The organism is Streptomyces sp. NPDC088910 (genome assembly GCF_044749865.1).
Classification (GTDB): domain Bacteria; phylum Actinomycetota; class Actinomycetes; order Streptomycetales; family Streptomycetaceae; genus Actinacidiphila.
Genome location: NZ_JBIVIV010000002.1, coordinates 41,246 through 58,848, shown reverse-complemented (window position 1 = coordinate 58,848; position 17,603 = coordinate 41,246). Strand labels below are relative to the sequence as shown.

The 17,603-nt window shown below is 70.9% G+C and carries 19 protein-coding genes and 1 pseudogene; 12 read left to right on the top strand and 8 right to left on the bottom strand.

Annotated elements, in window-relative coordinates; translation table 11 throughout:
* Nucleotides 1–29 precede the first annotated feature (29 nt).
* The gene (locus tag ACIP4Z_RS04865) at nucleotides 30–986 is read right to left on the bottom strand and encodes an IclR family transcriptional regulator (RefSeq protein WP_401305137.1); all 957 of its coding nucleotides are present in this window, start codon (nucleotides 984–986) and stop codon (nucleotides 30–32) included.
* Between the two features lie 54 nt (nucleotides 987–1,040).
* Between ACIP4Z_RS04865 and ACIP4Z_RS04860 the strand changes: the two genes are divergently transcribed.
* The 5 genes from ACIP4Z_RS04860 to ACIP4Z_RS04840 are packed head-to-tail and all read left to right on the top strand — an operon-like array spanning nucleotide 1,041 to nucleotide 6,253.
* Complete coding sequence (locus ACIP4Z_RS04860; RefSeq protein ID WP_391159153.1) at nucleotides 1,041–2,615, top strand: ABC transporter substrate-binding protein; 1,575 nt, start codon at nucleotides 1,041–1,043, stop codon at nucleotides 2,613–2,615.
* On the top strand, nucleotides 2,612–3,616 hold the full coding sequence (locus tag ACIP4Z_RS04855; RefSeq protein WP_355335820.1) for an ABC transporter permease: 1,005 nt from the start codon (nucleotides 2,612–2,614) through the stop codon (nucleotides 3,614–3,616). Before ACIP4Z_RS04860 ends, ACIP4Z_RS04855 begins: the two co-directional genes overlap by 4 nt.
* Entirely contained in the window at nucleotides 3,613–4,521 is a 909-nt protein-coding gene (locus ACIP4Z_RS04850; protein ID WP_401305134.1) for an ABC transporter permease, read from the top strand. Before ACIP4Z_RS04855 ends, ACIP4Z_RS04850 begins: the two co-directional genes overlap by 4 nt.
* Nucleotides 4,518–5,432 carry an ATP-binding cassette domain-containing protein gene (locus ACIP4Z_RS04845; protein ID WP_401305132.1) on the top strand — a complete coding sequence of 305 codons (915 nt, stop codon included), beginning with the start codon at nucleotides 4,518–4,520 and terminating at the stop codon, nucleotides 5,430–5,432. The genes ACIP4Z_RS04850 and ACIP4Z_RS04845 overlap by 4 nt, the downstream gene beginning before the upstream one ends.
* Nucleotides 5,429–6,253 carry an ATP-binding cassette domain-containing protein gene (locus tag ACIP4Z_RS04840; RefSeq protein ID WP_391042418.1) on the top strand — a complete coding sequence of 275 codons (825 nt, stop codon included), beginning with the start codon at nucleotides 5,429–5,431 and terminating at the stop codon, nucleotides 6,251–6,253. The genes ACIP4Z_RS04845 and ACIP4Z_RS04840 overlap by 4 nt, the downstream gene beginning before the upstream one ends.
* Before the next feature lie 74 nt (nucleotides 6,254–6,327).
* Here the strand turns inward: ACIP4Z_RS04840 and ACIP4Z_RS04835 are convergent, their stop codons facing one another.
* A complete protein-coding gene (locus tag ACIP4Z_RS04835) occupies nucleotides 6,328–7,299 on the bottom strand; it encodes an ROK family protein (protein ID WP_355335832.1) in 972 nt (323 codons plus the stop codon).
* A 41-nt stretch (nucleotides 7,300–7,340) separates the two neighbouring features.
* On the opposite strand from ACIP4Z_RS04835, the gene ACIP4Z_RS04830 reads away from it, so the two are divergent.
* The 3 genes from ACIP4Z_RS04830 to ACIP4Z_RS04820 are packed head-to-tail and all read left to right on the top strand — an operon-like array spanning nucleotide 7,341 to nucleotide 9,719.
* Complete coding sequence (locus ACIP4Z_RS04830) at nucleotides 7,341–8,225, top strand: creatininase family protein (protein WP_401305129.1); 885 nt, start codon at nucleotides 7,341–7,343, stop codon at nucleotides 8,223–8,225.
* Nucleotides 8,212–9,339, top strand: a complete 1,128-nt coding sequence (locus tag ACIP4Z_RS04825) for a mandelate racemase/muconate lactonizing enzyme family protein (protein WP_401305127.1) — start codon at nucleotides 8,212–8,214, stop codon at nucleotides 9,337–9,339. The genes ACIP4Z_RS04830 and ACIP4Z_RS04825 overlap by 14 nt, the downstream gene beginning before the upstream one ends.
* A complete protein-coding gene (locus ACIP4Z_RS04820) occupies nucleotides 9,336–9,719 on the top strand; it encodes a Rid family hydrolase (RefSeq protein ID WP_391042420.1) in 384 nt (127 codons plus the stop codon). Before ACIP4Z_RS04825 ends, ACIP4Z_RS04820 begins: the two co-directional genes overlap by 4 nt.
* A 421-nt stretch (nucleotides 9,720–10,140) precedes the next feature.
* Here ACIP4Z_RS04820 and ACIP4Z_RS04815 read toward each other — a convergent pair whose 3' ends face one another.
* The 3 genes from ACIP4Z_RS04815 to ACIP4Z_RS04805 all read right to left on the bottom strand — a co-directional run bounded on the left by ACIP4Z_RS04815 (nucleotide 10,141) and on the right by ACIP4Z_RS04805 (nucleotide 12,322).
* Entirely contained in the window at nucleotides 10,141–11,325 is a 1,185-nt protein-coding gene (locus ACIP4Z_RS04815; RefSeq protein WP_401305124.1) for an FG-GAP-like repeat-containing protein, read from the bottom strand.
* 169 nt (nucleotides 11,326–11,494) lie between these two features.
* A complete protein-coding gene (locus tag ACIP4Z_RS04810; RefSeq protein ID WP_401305122.1) occupies nucleotides 11,495–11,914 on the bottom strand; it encodes a nuclear transport factor 2 family protein in 420 nt (139 codons plus the stop codon).
* An 81-nt stretch (nucleotides 11,915–11,995) separates the two neighbouring features.
* Complete coding sequence (locus ACIP4Z_RS04805) at nucleotides 11,996–12,322, bottom strand: cupin domain-containing protein (protein WP_401305120.1); 327 nt, start codon at nucleotides 12,320–12,322, stop codon at nucleotides 11,996–11,998.
* A 230-nt stretch (nucleotides 12,323–12,552) separates the two neighbouring features.
* On the opposite strand from ACIP4Z_RS04805, the gene ACIP4Z_RS04800 reads away from it, so the two are divergent.
* Nucleotides 12,553–12,981, top strand: a complete 429-nt coding sequence (locus tag ACIP4Z_RS04800) for a MarR family winged helix-turn-helix transcriptional regulator (RefSeq protein ID WP_401305118.1) — start codon at nucleotides 12,553–12,555, stop codon at nucleotides 12,979–12,981.
* A 307-nt stretch (nucleotides 12,982–13,288) separates the two neighbouring features.
* On the opposite strand, the gene ACIP4Z_RS04795 is transcribed toward ACIP4Z_RS04800, so the two are convergent.
* Together ACIP4Z_RS04795 and ACIP4Z_RS04790 are read right to left on the bottom strand one after the other, a co-directional pair.
* Complete coding sequence (locus ACIP4Z_RS04795; protein WP_401305116.1) at nucleotides 13,289–13,681, bottom strand: nuclear transport factor 2 family protein; 393 nt, start codon at nucleotides 13,679–13,681, stop codon at nucleotides 13,289–13,291.
* A gap of 762 nt (nucleotides 13,682–14,443) precedes the next feature.
* Complete coding sequence (locus tag ACIP4Z_RS04790; RefSeq protein WP_401305114.1) at nucleotides 14,444–14,842, bottom strand: hypothetical protein; 399 nt, start codon at nucleotides 14,840–14,842, stop codon at nucleotides 14,444–14,446.
* 678 nt (nucleotides 14,843–15,520) lie between these two features.
* Here ACIP4Z_RS04790 and ACIP4Z_RS04785 point away from each other — a divergent pair.
* Entirely contained in the window at nucleotides 15,521–16,012 is a 492-nt protein-coding gene (locus ACIP4Z_RS04785; RefSeq protein WP_401305112.1) for a hypothetical protein, read from the top strand.
* A 50-nt stretch (nucleotides 16,013–16,062) separates the two neighbouring features.
* Here the strand turns inward: ACIP4Z_RS04785 and ACIP4Z_RS04780 are convergent, their stop codons facing one another.
* Nucleotides 16,063–16,401: a hypothetical protein gene (locus tag ACIP4Z_RS04780; protein WP_401306037.1), complete on the bottom strand. Its 339-nt coding sequence runs from the start codon at nucleotides 16,399–16,401 to the stop codon at nucleotides 16,063–16,065.
* A gap of 33 nt (nucleotides 16,402–16,434) precedes the next feature.
* On the opposite strand from ACIP4Z_RS04780, the pseudogene ACIP4Z_RS04775 reads away from it, so the two are divergent.
* Nucleotides 16,435–16,548: pseudogene (locus tag ACIP4Z_RS04775) on the top strand (IS5/IS1182 family transposase); the annotation flags it as partial.
* A gap of 252 nt (nucleotides 16,549–16,800) precedes the next feature.
* Nucleotides 16,801–17,550 carry an NPP1 family protein gene (locus tag ACIP4Z_RS04770; protein ID WP_401305110.1) on the top strand — a complete coding sequence of 250 codons (750 nt, stop codon included), beginning with the start codon at nucleotides 16,801–16,803 and terminating at the stop codon, nucleotides 17,548–17,550.
* Nucleotides 17,551–17,603: the final 53 nt, after the last annotated feature.

The following is a 17,603-nucleotide window of genomic DNA, read 5'->3' as shown; positions in this document are numbered from 1 at the left end:
CCCGGCCCCGAACTCGTCCCCGACCCCGCTCACGCCAGCTCACCCGCCTCGGTGTCCACCACAAGAAACGGCGTCGCGGGCACGCTGCCCAAGATGCCTCCCGCCGCGCCGACCGGGCCCCTGCCCGACACACCGCCCGAGCCGCCCACGCGACCCGAGCCGCCCACGCGACCCGAGCCGCCCACGCGACCCGGGCCGCCCACACCGCCCAGCCCCCCCGACACCGTCCGCGCCGCCGCCCGCACCATCGGACCGAACATCTCCGCACTCCGCTCGTCCAGCGTGAAGGTCAGGCCGCGCACGCCGATCGCGCCCACCACCCGCCCCTCGCCGTCGAGGACCGGCGCGGCCACCGACCGTACGTCCGGCTCGTCGTACTCGTCGTCCACGGCGTAACCGGTGCTCGCCGCGTCCCGCAGCAGCGCGCGCAGCTCCGCGGCCTCGGTGAGGGTGCGCGGGGTGCGCGCGGCCAGCGGTCCGGCGTCCAGCAGCGCCGCCGTCTCGTGCGGCGGCAGCGCGGAGAGCATCGCGAGCCCCACCCCGCTGCTGTGCAGCGGGACCCGGCCGCCCGGCCGCCCGCTCATCCGGTACTCGCTGGCGGGCTCGGACTCCGCCAGCAGGACGGCCTCGTCGCCGTGGCGTACGGCGTACTGCGCGAGCAGTCCGGTGCGCCGCCGCAGGTCGGCCAGGACCGGGCGGGCGAGCGCGAGGTCGCGGCTGTCGTGCAGCGCGGCGGCGGCGAGCCCGAGCAGCCGGGGTCCGGCGCGGTAGCTGCCGCCCTCGGCGGGCTGGGCGAAGCCGTACTCGGCCAGCGTTCTCAGATGGCGGTGGACGGTCGGTTTGGTCAGTCCTGTGCGTCGTGCGAGATCGCCCAACCGGTGCGGGCCACCGGTCTGTACGAGCGCTTCGAGCACCTCCATCGCCTTGTCGACGGGACCCTTCGCGGGCTCTTGCTCGCTGGCTCGGGTGTTGACCGCTTTCGACATGTCGCTTAGCTTAACCCAACCGCATTCCATCTGCCGGAACGGATGTGTTGTTCAATGGAACGAATACGTCAAGGGCGGGCCGTGGACCGCAGCCGTCCGCGCCGCCGCGACGTCCTGCGCCTCGGCGGCCTGCTCGTGCCGGCCATCGCCGCGCCCGGGCTGCTGACGGGATGCGGCGCCAACCCGGCGAGCGGCGCGGGCAACGTCCTGCGGGTCTCGCAGCCGGGGGACCCGGTGACCATGGACCCGCAGAAGCAGGGCGACATGGTCTCGATGAACGCCCTGATCAACATGTTCGACACCCTCACCACCCGCGGGCAGGACACCACCCTCCACCCGCGGCTCGCGCTGACGTGGACGGCGCGCGACGAGCGCACCTGGCGGTTCACGCTCCGCCCCGGCGTGACGTTCCACAACGGCGAGGTGTGCGACGCGGCGGCGGTCAAGTTCTCCATCGAGCGGCTGCTCGACCCCAAGACCAAGTCACCGATCGTCGAACTGCGGTACGTGAAGAGCGTCTCGGTGGTCGACCCGCTCACCATCGACGTCCACACCACGCTGCACGACCCGATCCTGCCCGACAAACTCTCCCTGTTCGGCGGCGTCGTCGTGCCGCCCCGCTACCTCGCGGAGGTCGGCGACCGGGGCTTCGCGGCCCACCCCGTCGGCACCGGGCCCTTCACGTTCGTCAGTTGGCAGCGCGACCACGAACTGCGCATGCGGGCCTACCCGAAGCACTGGTCAGGCCGCCCGCACGTGGACGAACTGGTCTTCCGCCCGGCGCCCAACGCCTCGTCCTCGCTCGCCGCACTCCAGAGCGGCGGCGTCGACCTCGTCGCCGGACTCACCCCCGACGCCGCGCAGCAGCTCGACGGCTACCCCGGCGTCACCCTGGACGCCTACACCGGCATCCGCACCTCGTACCTGTCCCTGAACACCCTGGAGAAGGGGCCGCTCAGCGACCGGCGGGTGCGCCAGGCCCTCAACCACGCCATCGACGTACCCCTGTTGATCAAGGCGGTGCTCGGCGGCAAGGCGCGCGAGGTGCCCGCGATGATCCCGCACGGCGCCTTCGGCTTCGACCCCTCGGTCAAGCCGTTCACCCGCTCGGTGGAGACCGCCCGCGCGCTGCTCGCCGACGCCGGATACCCGCACGGCTTCAGCACCACGCTCACCGCCTCCAACAACGACTCCAACGTCGCCGAGGCGCTGTCCGGACTCCTCTCCAAGGCCGGTGTACGCGCCAAGGTCAGCCTCCTCGACCCCGGCACGTACGCCAGCCGGCTCACCTCCACCAACCACTCGGCGCTCGGCCCGATGTACCTGGCCGCCAGCACCATCTGGACGCTGGACGGCGAGAGCATGATCCAGTCGAACGTCCGCAGCGACCGCAGGCAGAGCAGGTGGCACTCGAAGGAGGCGGACCGCCTCGTCGACATCGAGGAACTCTCCGTCGATCCCGCCAAGCGCACCCAGGCGTTCGCCGACCTGCAACGGCTGATGCAGCAAGAAGCGCCGTTCGTCTTCCTCTACCAGCTCGACAACATCTACGCCCGCAACCGACGGCCGCGTTGGAAGCCGGGCCCCGCAGGCGTCCTCGACATGTCGAGCGCGGAGGTCTCCCGATGACCGACATCTCCCTCCAGCGGCGGCCGTCCGCCGCCGACGGCGAGCCGCGGGAACGCACCCGCGACCGCGCGGGACTGCGGCTGCTGCGCACCGTCCTGCTCAGGCTCGGCACCGCGCTGCTGGTCCTGCTCTGCACGGCGACCGTCTCGTTCTTCCTCGTCCGGCTCTCCGGCGACCCCGTCAAGCTGCTGCTGCCGCCCGACGCGACGGCCCAGCAAGAAGCCGTGCTGCGGGGGTCGTTGGGCCTGGACCGGCCGCTGTTCACCCAGTACCTCGACTTCCTGTGGGGGCTGCCGCGCCTGGACTTCGGCAACTCCCTCTTCTACAACGAGCCGGTACGCACCGTGCTCGCCGACCGGCTGCCCGCCACGCTCCAACTGGCCGCCGCCGCACTGGTGGTGACGCTCGTCGTCGCGGTCCCCGCGGGCATCTTCGCGGCGATGCGCCGCGGCCGGGCCTCCGACCGCACCGTGATGACCGGCGTGCTGCTCGGCCAGTCGACCCCGCCGTTCTGGGTCGGCATCCTGCTGATCCTGGTCTTCGCCGTCGGACTGCACGCGCTGCCCGCCTCCGGCTACGGCACGTTCGCCAACCTCGTGCTGCCCGCGGTCACCCTCGCCGTGTACTCCGTCGCCGTCGTCGCGCGGCTGCTGCGCTCCTCGCTGATCGACGTCCTGTCCTCCGACCACATCCGCACCGCCCGCGCCAAGGGCTTCGGCCCGGTCAAGGTGGTGCTCACCCACGGCTTGCGCAACGCGTCGCTGCCGGTGGTGACCGTGGTCGGCCTGGAGGTCGGCAGCCTGCTGGGCGGCGCGATCCTCACCGAACAGGTCTTCTCCTGGCCCGGCGTCGGACAGCTGACGATCGAGGCCATCTCGCACCGCGACTTCCCGCTCGTCCAGGCCACCGTGCTGTTCTTCGCCGCCACCTTCGTCGTGGTGAACCTGCTCGTCGACCTCTCCTACAGCTTCCTCGACCCGAGGGTGAGGACGTCCCGATGACTGTCACATCACCGGCCGTCGCCGCACCGGCGACGGCGGCGGGGCCCGGCCCGCGCGCCGCCGCCCTGCGGACCCTGCTGCGCAACAAGCTCGCCGTCGTCGCGCTCGCCGTACTCACGGTCATGCTGGTCTTCGCGGTCTTCGCACCGCTGATCGCCCCGCACGACCCCAACGCCCAGGACCTGCTGCTCCGGCTGAAGCCGCCTGCCTGGCAGTCCGGGGGCAGCGGCGCCCATCTGCTCGGCACCGACCAGCTCGGCCGCGACATGCTCTCCCGCGTCATCTACGGCACCCGGATCTCGCTGCTGGTCGGCGCGGGCGCGGCGCTGCTCGCCGGAGTGATCGGCACCGCCGTCGGACTCGCCTCCGGCTACTTCGGCGGCTGGCTCGACCGGGTGCTCATGCGGCTCGCCGACGTCCAACTGGCCTTCCCCTCCATCCTGCTGGCCTTGGCCGTCGTCGGTTTCCTCGGCTCCGGGCTCTGGTACGTGATCCTCGTGCTCGGCTTCACCGGCTGGGTCTCGTACGCCCGCGTCGTGCGCTCCGAGGTGATGTCGCTGCGCTCGCGCGACTTCATCACCGAGGCCCGCGCGATCGGTGTCACCGACGGCGCGATCATGCGCCGCCACCTGCTGCCCAACGTGATGGCGCCGCTGGCCACCATCGGCACGCTGCACATCGCGGCGGCCATCGTCGCCGAGGCGTCGCTGAGCTACCTCGGACTCGGCGTACCCAAGGAGACCGTCACCTGGGGCTCGATGCTCGCCGACGGCCAGCTCTACCTCGGCACCTCCTGGTGGGTCGCGGTGTTCCCGGGCATCGCCCTGATGGTCACCTCGCTCGCCGTCAACATCACCGGCGACGCCCTGCGCGACGTCGCGGACCCGAAGGCGTACCGCCGATGACAACCGACCGCACGAGGCCGACCGACCCTACGAGGCCGAGCGACCGCACGAAGCCGACCGACCCTACGAGGCCGAGCGACCGTACGACACGGGCCGGGGTCGCACCCGCCCGCCCCGAACCCGTACTCGACATCACCGATCTCAGCGTCGACTTCAGGCTCGACAGCTCCACCGTGCACGCCGTCCAGGGCGTCAGCCTCCAGGTCGGCGCGGGCGAAACCCTCGCCGTGGTGGGGGAGTCGGGCAGCGGCAAGACGGCCACCGCGCTGTCGGTGCTCCGCCTCAACCCCGAGCCGCCGTGCGTGTACGCGGGCGGCGAGATCCGCTTCGGGGGACGCGACCTGCTCGCCGTGAGCGAGAAGGAACTCCGCGCGGTCCGCGGCCACGACATCGCCATGATCTTCCAGGACCCGATGACCAGCCTCGACCCGCTCCAGCGGGTCGGCGCCCAGGTCGCCGAAGTGCTCAGGCACCACAGGGGCGTCTCCCGCGCCGAGGCCAAGGAGGCGGCCGTCGCCGCGCTGGACGAGGTCGGCATCCCCGACCCCGAGCGGCGCTACCGGCAGTATCCGCACGAGATGTCCGGCGGCCTGCGCCAGCGCGTGATGATCGCGACGGCGCTGGTCGGACGGCCGCGCGTGCTCATCGCCGACGAGCCGACCACCGCGCTCGACGTGACCGTGCAGCGGCAGATCCTCGACCTGCTCGTCGCACTCCAGGAACAGCACGGCATGGCCGTCGTGCTGATCACCCACGACCTCGGAGTCGTCGCGGAGACGGCCGACCGGGTCGTGGTCATGAACGCGGGCCGGGTCGTGGAGAGCGGGGACGTCATGGACGTCTTCGACCACCCCGCCGAGGACTACACACGGCGGCTGCTGGACGCCACCCCACGATTGGAGTCGGCATGACGCTGCTCGAACTCGACGGACTGCGCAAGGAGTTCGGCGGCAGGCCGGTCCATGTGGCGGTCGACGACGTCTCCTTGACCGTGACCGAGGGCGAAACCCTCGCCCTGGTGGGCGAGTCGGGCTGCGGCAAGACCACCCTGACCCGGCTGCTGCTCCGGCTGATGGAGCCGACCGCCGGAAGCGTCCGGTTCGACGGCCAGGATCTCGCCGCCCTCTCCCCGGCCCAACTGCGGTCCGTACGGCGCCAGATGCAGGTCGTCCTCCAGGACCCGTACTCCAGCATGAACCCGCGCATGCGGATCTCCGACATCGTCGCCGAACCGCTGATCACCCACGATCCGGACGCCCGCGGCAGACGCGGCCGGGCACGTACCCGCGAACGCGTGGGCGAGCTGCTGGAGTCGGTGGGCCTGCCCGCGACGATCCAGGACCGCTACCCGCACGAGTTCTCCGGCGGTCAGCGCCAGCGCGTGTCGATCGCCCGCGCGCTCGCCCTCGAACCGAGGCTCGTGGTGCTCGACGAACCCACCAGCGCGCTCGACGTCTCCGTGCAGGCGCAGGTGCTCGACCTCCTGGCGGAGCTGCAACAGCGCCTCGGCCTCACCTATGTCTTCGTCTCGCACAACCTCGCCGTCGTCCGGCAGGTCGCCGACCGGGTCGCCGTCATGCGGCACGGCAAGCTGGTGGAGGTCGGCGCCGCGGCCGATGTCTTCGGCGATCCGCGGCACCCGTACACCCGGCAGCTGCTGGACGCCGTGCCCGTACCCGACCCGCGCCGCGCCCGCCGTACGCGGTCCCGCCCCCGTACGGAGGCGGTCTAGAGGTGGGGTCCGAAGCGGGACCTGAGGTGCGGCGTGTGGTGCGTCCGGAGGCGGGTTCGGCGACGGGGCCGGGCCTAGAGGTGGGAGAGCACCAGCCCCGCGCCGCCCAGCAGCGCCACATCGTCCACGGCCGCGCCGCTCACCAGCACCTGCGGCAGCTCGGCCCCCGCGGAGGCTCCGGCCGAGGCGACGTCGGAGCGCAGCCGTTCCTCGATCAGCGTCCGGAACCGTTCACCGCCCTCGCGCGCCTCGCCGTGCAGGACGAACAGCCCGGGCGCGAACAAGTGCTGGACGTTGATCAGCCCCAGGGCGACGTTCTCCGCGTACTCCTCGACCGTCCGGCGGGCCGCCTCGTCGTCGCGCTCCACCAGCGCGGCGAGGGTGGCGCCGTCGCCGAGCCCGGCCGCCCGCGCGCGCTCGCGCAGCCAGCGCGTGGTGGCCACCGTCTTCCAGCAGCCGCGCCCGCCGCAGGTGCACGCCTCGCCGCTGGCCGACACCGTCATATGGGCGCCGCTGCGCCCGCCGGCCGGGGCCAGCACCTGGCCGTCGTACAGGATGCCGACGCCCAGCACCTCACCGGTGGACACCGACGCGAACGTACGGCGGCCACGCCCGGCGCCGAACCACCGGTCGCCGAGCACCTGGAGCCTGGCCCGGTGCTCGACCCGTACCGGGGCGCCGGTCAGCGCCGCGAGCCGGGCGGTCACCGGATAGCCGTGCAGCGCCGGTACGTCGTTGACCTCGGTGATCAGACCGGCGCCGGGATCGACGATCCCGGCCGCCGCCACGCCGACCCCGACCGGTTCGTACCCGGCGAAGACCTCGGCGGCCAGCGCGAGCGCCGCGTCGATGTCGGCGGGCAGGGCCGTGGCGGCGTCGTACGACGCCTCGGCCCGGCGCAGCACCGCGCCGGACATCGTCAGCACCGCCGCCCGGACCCGTCCGGGCACCAGTTCGACAGCTCCGAGCGTCCGCGGCGGCCGGGGCGCGACCGTCCCCGGCGCGGGCTCGGGCACCAGCCGCAACGGAGAACCTTCATGGACCATGCGCCGACTCTGCCACGACACGGTTTCCGGGAGGTAGCGCTGTGAGAGATCTGACCCGGCTGACCTGGCGCGAAGTCCGCGGGGCCGGGGCGACCGGAATCGCCCTGCTGCCCATCGGATCGCAGGAGCAGCACGCCGCCCACCTGCCGATGGGCACCGACACGCTCCTCGCCGAGGCCGTCCTCGACGCCGCCGCCGCGCTGCTCGACCGGGACCCGACGCCCTCGGAGCTCGTACGGCTGCCCGCCCTCCCGTTCGGCCACAGCCCGCACCACCTGTTCGCCGCCGCCGTCTCGCTGTCCGCCGCCACGCTCGGCGCCGTACTCGACGACGTCCTGGACTCCCTGGTGACCAGCGGTTACCGGCGGATCATGGTCGTCAACGGGCACGGCGGCAACGACGAGATCATGCGGCTGGCCGTGAAGCGCTTCGCGCTGCGCGCCGACGTCACCGTCGCGGCCTGCTCGTACTGGACGGTCACGTCCGGTGACGGCGAGCCCGACGGGGGCAGGCCCGAGGTGACTCCGGGGCACGCGGGCTGGTTCGAGACCTCCCTGATGCTCGCCGCCCACCCGGAGCTCGTCCGTACCCCGGTCGCCGCCCGCGCCCCGGTCGATCCGCCGCCGCTCTTCGACAACCCGCCGTATCCGGGCCTGACCGTGGAGCGCCACGGCGAGTGGGCGCGGGTCGGCGGATCGACCGACGACGCCTCCGGCGCGGACGCGGGGGCCGGGCGCCGGCTGCTGGCCGACCGGGCGGTGGGGCTCGCGCGGGCGATCAGGGCTTTTGACGAGGCGACGGCGGGGGTTTTTGACGAGGCGACCGCGGGGCCTTTTGACGCGGTCACCGTACCTAGGGCCGACGCGGCCACCGCTGTCCCCGACGCGGCCACCATCCGAGCTGAGGAGAAGAATGAAGATCACTGACGTCGACGTATGGGTGGTCAATCTGCCCCTGCTCAACCCGTTCACCAGCTCCTTCGAGACCAAGACCGGGGAGACCAGGACGGTCGTGCGGATCCGTACCGACGACGGTGTCGAGGGCTGGGGCGAGACGATGTGGGGCCGGCCCGTCGCGGCGATCGTCCGGGCGATGGCCGACGATCTGATCGGCACCAGCCCGTTCGCCCTGGAGAGCTTCCACCGCAAGCAGCACATGGTGCCCTTCTTCCACGGCTACCTCGGGTACGCGGCGATCGCCGCCCTCGACGTGGCCTGCTGGGACGCCATGGGCCAGGCCACCGGCCAGTCGCTCACCGACCTGCTGGGCGGTCCCGTACGCGACGAGGTGCCGATCACCGCCCTGGTGACCCGCGCCGACGCGCCCGGCGCGAGCGCCGCCGCCCTGCCGGGACAGCTCGCCGAGCACGCGACGCGGGTGGTCGAGGAGGGCGGCTTCAGCGCCGTCAAACTCAAGGGCACCACCGATGTCGCGGGCGACGTGGCCATCCTGCGGGCGCTGCGCACCGCCCTGCCCGGCATCAATCTGCGGGTGGACCCGAACGCGGCCTGGTCCGTACCGGACTCGGTACGCGCCGGGATCGCCCTCGAGGAGCTGGACCTCGAATACCTGGAGGACCCCTGCGTCGGCATCGAGGGCATGGGCCAGGTGAAGGCGAAGGTCCGGATACCGCTGTGCACCAACATGTGCGTCGTACGGTTCGAGGACTTCGCCCCCGCGATGCGGCTCAACGCGGTCGACGTCATCCACGGCGACGTCTACAAGTGGGGCGGTATCGCCGCCACCAAGGCGCTCGCCGCCCACTGCGAGACGTTCGGGCTCGGCATGAACCTGCACAGCGGCGGTGAACTGGGCATCGCGACGGCCGCGCATCTCGCGGTCGTCTCCAGCACCCCCGTGCTCTCCCGCGCGATCGACAGCATGTACTACCTGCACGCCGATGACATCATCGAGCCGCTGCACCTCGCGGACGGCCGTCTGCGAGTACCCACAGGGCCCGGCCTGGGAGTCAGCGTGGACGAGGACAAGCTGCGCCACTTCGCCGAGGCCAACGAGCGGGACGGGGATCTGACCGGATGACCAAGGAAGCGGTACACACCGCCCACGCGCCCCAGCCCGCCGGCGCCTACAGCCAGGGCGTCGTCGCCGGCGGCTTCCTCTACACGGCCGGCTTCGGCCCCAAGGACCCCCTCACCGGCGAGGTCCCCGAACTCGTCGGCGACCAGACCCGCCAGGTCCTCCGCAACCTCACCGCCGTCCTCGCCGAGCGCGGCCTCACCCTCGACGACGTCGTCAAGGTCACGGTCCACCTCCAGCACCTCCACCGCGACTTCGCCGCCTTCGACGCCGCCTACCGCCCCTTCTTCACCGCCCCCTACCCCGTCCGCACCACCGTCGGCTCCGACCTCATGAACATCCTCGTGGAAATCGACGTCGTCGCCCTCCTCCCGACCGCCTGAGCCGCCCGCTCCGACGGTTCTCCGCGGTCCGTCGCGGCCTGTACGGGGATCCCTCCCCCGGCCGCGGCGGAACCGTCCGGAGCGTCGGCGGCCGAAGCCGTACGCGTCGCGCTGAGGGGTGGTCCGCGTGAAGAGCGACGCGGGGGTTCGACTCCCCACCGGACAGCGCAGCTCAGCACCGCGTACAGGTACCGGCGTACGTCGCCCAGCACATCACCACCGTGCAGATCCGAGACCGCGAGGGCGGGTTCGGGGCTTTCCCCCTCACCTCACCAGGGGCCCCGCTGCCCAACTCACCGGCGCCGTCCTCCCGGGAACGCCATCCGGACTCGTCGCCCCCCCGGCCCGCCACGCCCACCGTCGGACCCGCCCCAACCTCTCGGGAGGGCCTTCGCCCCGAGGCGAAGACCCTCGCGGTCGGTCAGAAGGCGCCGCTGTCCAAGCCCCACCAACTGGCGTTGTACCGCTCGGCGGCGCGCAGACCGCCCGTGCCCAGCCCTCGGTATTGGACCAGCCAGTCGCCGCTCGTCGCGAGAAGGTCGGCACGACCATCAGCCGACCAGTCGCCGACAGCGATGAGAGAACTCATCGCGTTCCAGCCGCCGGTGCCGATCAGCACACGCGACCCGACAGACCCGGTCCTGCCGGGGTAGAGCCACAACTTGCCGGTGGACGCCTCACGGGCGATCAGGTCGGGGCGGCCGTCACCGTTCATGTCACCGGCACCGACCAGGGCGTTCACGCTGTTCCAGCCGCCGGTGCCGATGAGCTTGCGCGTGCCGAGCCCGCCGGCGCTGGTGCCGGGGTAGAGCCACAACTTGCCGGTGGACTTCTCCACGGCGACAAGGTCGGCCCGGCCGTCCCCGGAGAGATCACCGAAGGCGGTGATCTTGGTCATGCTGTTCCAGCCGCCGGTGCCGATCAGTTTGCGCGTGCCGAGCCCGCCGGTGCCGGTGCCGGGGTAGAGCCACAGCTTGCCGGTGGACGCCTCACGGGCGATCACGTCCTCGCGCCCGTCCCGGCTGAAGTCACCGTGCCGGGTCAGGGCGTTCATGCTGTTCCAGCCACCGGAGCCGACCAGGCGCCCAGTGTCGTCACCAGGCAGAAACCACAGGCGTCCGACGGGATCACGGACCAGGAGGTCCGACTTCCGGTCGGCATTCATGTCCCCGAATCCGGACAGCTTCGGCGCCGTCGCCGCGTCCCAGTACGGATAGGCGGGGCCCTCGCACTCCCGCAGCGTGCGGACGAGCTTCAACGAGCTGATGTAGGGGCGCATGCCCGTGGGGTAGCTCTGTCGGGGCGCCCAGAATCCGTAGCCGTGCGCGACCCCGTAGTTCGGGTCGTCGAACGTGCAGGCGATCAGGGCCGAGCGGTTGATGACCAGGGCGAAACTGTTGTTCCAGGTGCCCAGCGTCGCTTTGCTCGTGTTCGTCTTGAACATCGGCCCTGTGCCCCTGTCGTCCTTCCAGGCACAGAAGTACCCCGAGGGGCAGTCGCCGACCGCGGCTTGTGCGGGCGCGGCGCCCGCCGCCACCAGGCCGAGTGTGGAAAGCCCCAGCGCAACGGCCGCAGAAGCCGCCCGGCGAAGCAGTGTGGTGCGCATTCGTTCCCTCCCCTGTCGCGGCCCGCACAGGTTCTTCCCGGCAAGCCGCGAGGATGACCGTATCCGCGCCCTGCCTCACCGCGCCAAATGATGGAGCCGGTCGCGGTCGAAGGCGGCCGTTGTCGCTGACCGAGGGGGCCGGACAGCTGGGCTTCGGCTCCTACGAGGCTTACGTCGGCGGCAGCTCGGCGTGGCCCAGTTGGCTGTCCCCGCCGTTACCGCCGTTACCGCTTGCGTCACGGTCGGCGAGGACGGCGACGACGGTGACGCGGAAGTCGCCCCCGGCGCGTTGGCCGCGGTGCGCGCAGTCGTGGCGGGCGTGGCCGATTCCGATCACGGTGTCCCCGTGTACGCGGATGGAGTCGAGCGTCCAGCCGAACGCGTACGTCACGAGGTCGCCGCCGCCGTAGCGATCGAGCCACTGCCCGCGGTCGAGGACGAAGCCGAACGGTCCGACCGTCGTGAGGTCGTCGGTGACGAGCGCGGCCAGGGCGTCGGCGTCGCCGGTACGTTCGACTTCGGCCCAGCGGTCGGTGAGTTCGGTGAGTTCGGTGAGCGACGCGGCGGGGTCGCCCGTTGCGGTCGTCATGGCACTCTCCTTCGTACGGGTACGGGTACGGGTACGGGTAGCGGTACGGGCGCGGCGTCGACGGGTCGGTGACGGACGCCGTCAGAGCCAGTACGTGCCGTGACGGCGCACGAACTCGTCGCGCTCCGCGTCGCCCATCGGGTCCTCGGCCAGGGTGGCCAGCCGCTCGAAGTACTCCTCGCGCGGAGCGCCCGGTGAGAACAGCAGCAGCATCGAGGCGGCCTCGCCGGAGTCGTTGCGGAAGCCGTGGACGCCGCCGGGCGGGACGTACAGGTAGTCGCCGGCGTGCGCGTCGGTCCAGCCGGTGCCGTCGTTCAGCCGGACGACGCCGGAGAGCACGTAGAACGCCTCGGACATCGTGCGGTGGAAGTGCGGGTCGGGACCGTCGCGGCGGGGCTGAAGTCCCATCGGTACAGGCCGAAGCCGCCGTTGCTCCGGCCGCCGGGTGACAAGTAGCTCACGGTCACGCCGGAGCGGTAGATGAGTTCGGGCTCGGCGTCGGACCGGCGCAGCGTGGCGCTGGCAGCCGGTTCGCCGGTATGGACCACGGCTGGACAGCTCATCAGAGGACCGTACGATCTCTAAGCGTTGGAGGTCAAACGATTAGGCCAGCAAGGATCCGTTGTAAACTCGCGGCCATGCCAGCGCCGCAGGGCCCGCCGTTCGGGACGCATCTCACCCGGGTGGCGAAGGTCGTCTCAGGACAGTTCGACGCGGCGCTCACCGCTGCCGGTGGGTCGCTGCCGGTGTGGCTGATCCTGATGTCGCTGGAGACGACACGGTTCGGCAACCAGCGCGGCCTCGCCGCCGCCATCGGCATCCACGGCGCGACCCTGACCCACCACCTCAACGCGATGGAACGCGACGGCCTCCTCACCCGTCGGCGTGCCGACGACAACCGCCGTGTCCACGTCGTCGAACTCACCGAGACCGGCCACGCGCTCTTCCTCCAACTCCGCGACGCCGCCGCCGACTTCGACCGCCGCCTCCACCTCGGCTTCACCCCCGCCGAACTCGCCGCCGTCTCCGCGGCCCTCGACCGCCTCGCCTCGAACGTCACCGACTGACCACCCGCCGCGCGGTTCCGCTGCCCCCCGCCGCCATGACGGGCCGACGCCGTATTGCCCGGTGAGAGCGATGGCGGAGGACACGAGATCCGAACTCGTCGCGTGCTGCCCCCGCACGCTTTCCCACGGGCCACGGCGTCGTTCACGAGGAAGCACGGGGGTTCCGACCTGGGGCGGGTGTTGGGTGGAGCGACGGCCGAGCAGACGTTACCTGCTGAGCGGACGGCCGCCCGCGACAACGGCGAACGGGGCATCGGGGTCCGACGAGGGCGCGTCGCCCGCGAGTGCGTGGCCGATCCGTAAGCCTCTACCCGAGATCCGGTACGGCGCTGGCGTGGGCGGCCAGGACGCGCCAGGTGCCGTCAACGTGGATCCAGGTGCGGGTGTAGCGAAGGCGCGCCTTGAACGGATGTCCGCCGGCGGTGCCTTCAAGCCCGGCCAGTACGCGGGTGATCCCGGTGGAGTCCACCACGGTCACGTCCAGGTCCTGCTGCTCGAAGACCTCGACAGCCAGGGCCCCGGACCTGTGCGCCCCCAGGTCCTCCTCCTTCGTCACGGTGCTGCCGTCCGGCCCCGTGTAGACGACACGGTCGTCCAGGAGCACGTCCAGTGCCTGTACGTCACCTGATTGAACAGCGGCCTGCAACCTCTGCTCGGCATCGTGAAGAGCGGCTTCAAGAGCCACCTGATCCATCCCCATCCCCATCCTCCTCGCCCTGCCGACCTGCGAATCCTCCGCCGATCGCGACGGTACCCACCTCGCCGGATTCAGCGGTTCCAACATCGAGGGGCTGGCGGAGACTGCTGGAACGGTCACCGCCGCCGTACGAGATCCGCCCCAGCCTGATCCCGGTCGATTCGCGTCGTGGCCGGCGAGCCTTCTGGAGGATATGGGTTTCGAACCGGTGAGGGGTTGCCTTCAACACGCTCTCCGACGTTCTGCTTTGGTGTGCGCCGGGACGTGGATGGTCTGAGCTGGGCCGGGGTGGTGGCTCCAGGGCTTGCTGGACGCTCGTGGACGGGGGCGAACGCCCCCGACCTGCAACCTTCGGGGGTGCGGGCGCCGGCCCTGTCAAGCCGGTGTGTCGTGTGGTGGGCTGGGTTCAGCAATCTGGGTCTGGGGGAGATGTGGGTCTCATCCCTGCTGCTTCTGCCAGCTGCGCTCGTGGCTTGGCCGTCTGGAAGTTGGTGCGGCCAAGGCGGCCAGGTTCGCGTAGCCGGGGCCCTCTTGGTGGCCGTAGGCCGGGCGACTGCGTGTCGCCCCGGGGCGTCAATACGTGTTTTGCGGCTTTCTCTGAAGCTGGTTCTGTGCGGCCTGCGTCCACGCAATGACTGCAGGTCAGACAGCCTGCTCCCCGCGCGAGCGGGGATGGACCCCGATCTGGAGTTTCCGCCAGGCAACGGCGACGCTGCTCCCGCGCCCGCGGGGATGGGCCCGCCACCTCCCTGCACAGCGCGGTGATCAAATACCGCTCCCCGCGCCCGCGGGGAAGAGCAGCCCGATCTCCGGCGTGCCGTTGACCAGCGGCAACTCCTCGTTGTGCGCGGTGGAGCCCTGCATCGGCACGAAACCGCAGATCTTCGCGGACTCGCTCTCCAGGTGGTCGCCGACGCGGGTGAAGGCAATGGAACGGGTCAGGCCCCGCATCCGCAGCGGCACCACCAGGCGACCGCCGGGCATGAGTTGGTCGATCCACGTCGGCGGGACGTCCCAGGCGTCGACGGTCACCATCAGGACGTCGACCTTCCCCAGGTCGGGGATGGGCTGGGCGGCGTCGGCCGTGACGACGGTGACCCGGCCGTAGCCGTGCGCGTCCAGCAGCGGGCGGGCCCGGTCGGTGACGACGGGATCGATGTCCACCGGGGTGACCTGGCCGTCGGCACCGCCGCGTACGGCTCGTACGCCTTCCTCACGCTCACCTCGGAGGTGAAGGCGTGCCGGGGGACGGCGCGCATCACGGCCTCGACCTCGGGAGTGGTGATCCACCCCTCCGCACAGAGGGTGTCCGTGACGAAGCCGGACCCCGGCTCCGCGCGATGCTCCACACGCGAGAGGCATGGGCATTGGCCGCGCTGGGCAGGACAGCGGCGTTCAACCGGGCTACGGAGCAAGCTCGGCACGTGCTTGCAGCCGCCGGTCTCGACGAGCCGTACTGGATCGGCTACTTCGATCAAGCGGAACTCGCCGGTGTCACCGGCGGTCGCTTGCTGGAACTCGCCCGGCGCGACCCTCGGCTCCACGCCGGGCATGCCGAGGAACAGATCCGCACCGCACTCACCCGTCGAGGACCGGAGGCCGGGAGATCACACGCGTTGGACCGCCTCGGCCTGGCCGAGGTCTATTTCCTCTCCGGCGACCTCACTGCAGCCGTTGCCGAGACCCAGCAGCCTGCGACGTCGCCGAGCGCGTCCACTCCGGACGCGTGCGAGAGGGCATGGCCGAGCTGTACGCCTACACGGTGGGTCACGGTACTTCGGCACCCGTACGAGAAGCGCGCGCTAGGCTCCGCGAGCAACTCGCCGACTGACAAGGAACGCTGTGACCATCCTCGCCGTGACCGGCCACATGGACCTCACCGATGCTTCTGTCCCCCTGGTTCGCGCAGCCCTCGGCGAGTTGATGCGTGACGTGGCGGACGGTGAACTGGTCGGCGTCTCCTGCATCGCCGCCGGGGCGGACTCCTTGTTCGCCGAAGCCGTCCTCGACGCCGGCGGAAGCCTCGTCGCCGTGATCCCTTCCCGCGACTACCGCGAGACGAAGGTCAAGGATGCGCACGCCGCCCAATTCGACCGGCTTTTGGCTGCCGCCACCGAGGCGGTGGTGATGGATCACGCCACCGCCGGTCGCGACGCGTACGAAGCCGCCAACAGCGAATTGCTGCGTCGGGCCGACCGTCTTGTCGCCGTCTGGAACGGCATGCCGCCCGGCACCGAAGGCGGCGGCACCGCCGACGTCGTCGAAGAGGCCCGCGCCCTCGGCATCCCCGTCACCGTCATCTGGCCGACGAGAGCCGCACGGCGTATCGCGTGACCTCAACGTCCCTATTGTCGCTCCCAGCACGCGAGTTGCGAGTGGCGGTGCTACTCGGTCTGCCACCAGCCTTGTCCCGTGTGCCAGTCGGTCGCCCAGGTCAGGAAGTCGCCTGCTTGCTGATCATGTGGTGCATCGGCGTAGGGCGCGGCGCATCCGTCTCTGAGCCACCACACCTGGCCGCGTTGCGGCCCGGCCACCACCAGGGTCCAGTACGCGCCCGGTCTGCCTTTGCCCAGCAGCGCCGAGCCGTGCAGGTAGGTCTCGTGGAGCAGCGGCGAGTGGAGGGTGTCGTCGGAGTAGTCGTATGCCCACTGCCACTCCTCGGTGAGGGGGAAGGCGATGCCGGGCACCCGTGCGGCGGTGCCGTCGAACGGCTCGGGGCTCATCCAGCCGTCCGCCTCCCAGACGAACCAGCTGCCACCGGTCTCAGACGACCAGCCTGCGGGGCACTTACCCCCACCCGGCGCACCGTCAACCGAGCCCTCGCCCAGGCACGTACCCCCGTCGAACGCGGCATCGCACGGCTAAAGTCCCCTTCCGCTATAAAGCTCAGCGTTACCTCAACGCTGTTAAGCCCGCAGATCCGCGGGTGGTGAAATGTGCTTGTCCCAAGGCGCCTTGGGAGAAATCCCGCGGATCCAGCAGATTCGCGTGAGGCAACGACTCCGAGCCCAGGGAGGAATTCAGTGGAAGGTTCTAGCGCAGTCGAACGGACCGAGGGGTCGGCTCCCAGACCTCGAACGCGGCGCGCGCCACGTGGGCGGTGGGGAGCAGCGGCGGTAAGCGTGTTCGCCGCCATCGCCTTCATCCTGGCCCTTTCGGCGCCCGCGCAGGCCAATGTGATCAACAAAATGCCGCAGAACGCAGACGGCACGGAGCAGGCATTCTCTCCCGCCTATGACTACGACGGGGACGGCTGCTACGCGACAGCGGCGATCAGCTCTGACGGATACGTCAATCCGGGACTGAAGCCGGGCGGCGCCACAAATGGGCACTGCCACGACTACGGTCAACTCGACCAGTCCAACACCTATTCGCGCAAGTGGTGCAACCACGGATGGTGCGCGATCATGTACGCCAGCTACTTCGAGAAGGACCAGGTCTCGGCATGCGTTTCCGGCGCCTGCGCTGGCCACCGTCATGACTTCGAGCACGTCATCGTCTGGGTCCAGAACAACCGGATCCAGTACGTCTCGGTCTCGCAGCACAAGGGCTGGGAGACCCACGACCGCAGTCAGGTTCGCTTCGACCCCGGCGGTCACCCGAAAGTCGTCTACCACAAGGACGGCGGCTCAACGCACTGCTTCCGATTCGCCAACAGCGGTGACGACGCGGTCGAGAACGTCACGGGCAACTGGTTCTTCCCGCGCCTGGTCGGCTGGAACGGCTATCCCAGCGTCGCTTTCCGGAACAAGTTCATCTATCACACGAGTTTCGGCAGCGCCACGATCAAGCTCGGTACCGGCACATTCGGCGACCAGCTCAACCAGGCCAGGGGAAACCGGTACATCCCCCTCGACCTCCAGGGCGCATGACGCCTGCCGCCCACGCGGAAGCGCCCCGTTAACCACGGTGCGCTCCAGAGTGG

Excerpts from the sequence above, each read along its gene's own strand:
- ACIP4Z_RS04800 (WP_401305118.1), top strand. The coding sequence starts at position 12,553 with ATGCCAGCGCCGCAGGGCCCGCCGTTCGGGACGCATCTCACCCGGGTG.
- ACIP4Z_RS04865 (WP_401305137.1), bottom strand. The coding sequence starts at position 986 with ATGTCGAAAGCGGTCAACACCCGAGCCAGCGAGCAAGAGCCCGCGAAG.
- ACIP4Z_RS04840 (WP_391042418.1), top strand. The coding sequence starts at position 5,429 with ATGACGCTGCTCGAACTCGACGGACTGCGCAAGGAGTTCGGCGGCAGG.
- ACIP4Z_RS04825 (WP_401305127.1), top strand. The coding sequence starts at position 8,212 with ATGAAGATCACTGACGTCGACGTATGGGTGGTCAATCTGCCCCTGCTC.
- ACIP4Z_RS04845 (WP_401305132.1), top strand. The coding sequence starts at position 4,518 with ATGACAACCGACCGCACGAGGCCGACCGACCCTACGAGGCCGAGCGAC.
- ACIP4Z_RS04860 (WP_391159153.1), top strand. The coding sequence starts at position 1,041 with ATGGAACGAATACGTCAAGGGCGGGCCGTGGACCGCAGCCGTCCGCGC.
- ACIP4Z_RS04795 (WP_401305116.1), bottom strand. The coding sequence starts at position 13,681 with ATGGGGATGGATCAGGTGGCTCTTGAAGCCGCTCTTCACGATGCCGAG.
- ACIP4Z_RS04820 (WP_391042420.1), top strand. The coding sequence starts at position 9,336 with ATGACCAAGGAAGCGGTACACACCGCCCACGCGCCCCAGCCCGCCGGC.
- ACIP4Z_RS04850 (WP_401305134.1), top strand. The coding sequence starts at position 3,613 with ATGACTGTCACATCACCGGCCGTCGCCGCACCGGCGACGGCGGCGGGG.
- ACIP4Z_RS04810 (WP_401305122.1), bottom strand. The coding sequence starts at position 11,914 with ATGACGACCGCAACGGGCGACCCCGCCGCGTCGCTCACCGAACTCACC.
- ACIP4Z_RS04815 (WP_401305124.1), bottom strand. The coding sequence starts at position 11,325 with ATGCGCACCACACTGCTTCGCCGGGCGGCTTCTGCGGCCGTTGCGCTG.
- ACIP4Z_RS04855 (WP_355335820.1), top strand. The coding sequence starts at position 2,612 with ATGACCGACATCTCCCTCCAGCGGCGGCCGTCCGCCGCCGACGGCGAG.
- ACIP4Z_RS04805 (WP_401305120.1), bottom strand. The coding sequence starts at position 12,322 with ATGGGACTTCAGCCCCGCCGCGACGGTCCCGACCCGCACTTCCACCGC.
- ACIP4Z_RS04835 (WP_355335832.1), bottom strand. The coding sequence starts at position 7,299 with ATGGTCCATGAAGGTTCTCCGTTGCGGCTGGTGCCCGAGCCCGCGCCG.
- ACIP4Z_RS04780 (WP_401306037.1), bottom strand. The coding sequence starts at position 16,401 with ATGAGCCCCGAGCCGTTCGACGGCACCGCCGCACGGGTGCCCGGCATC.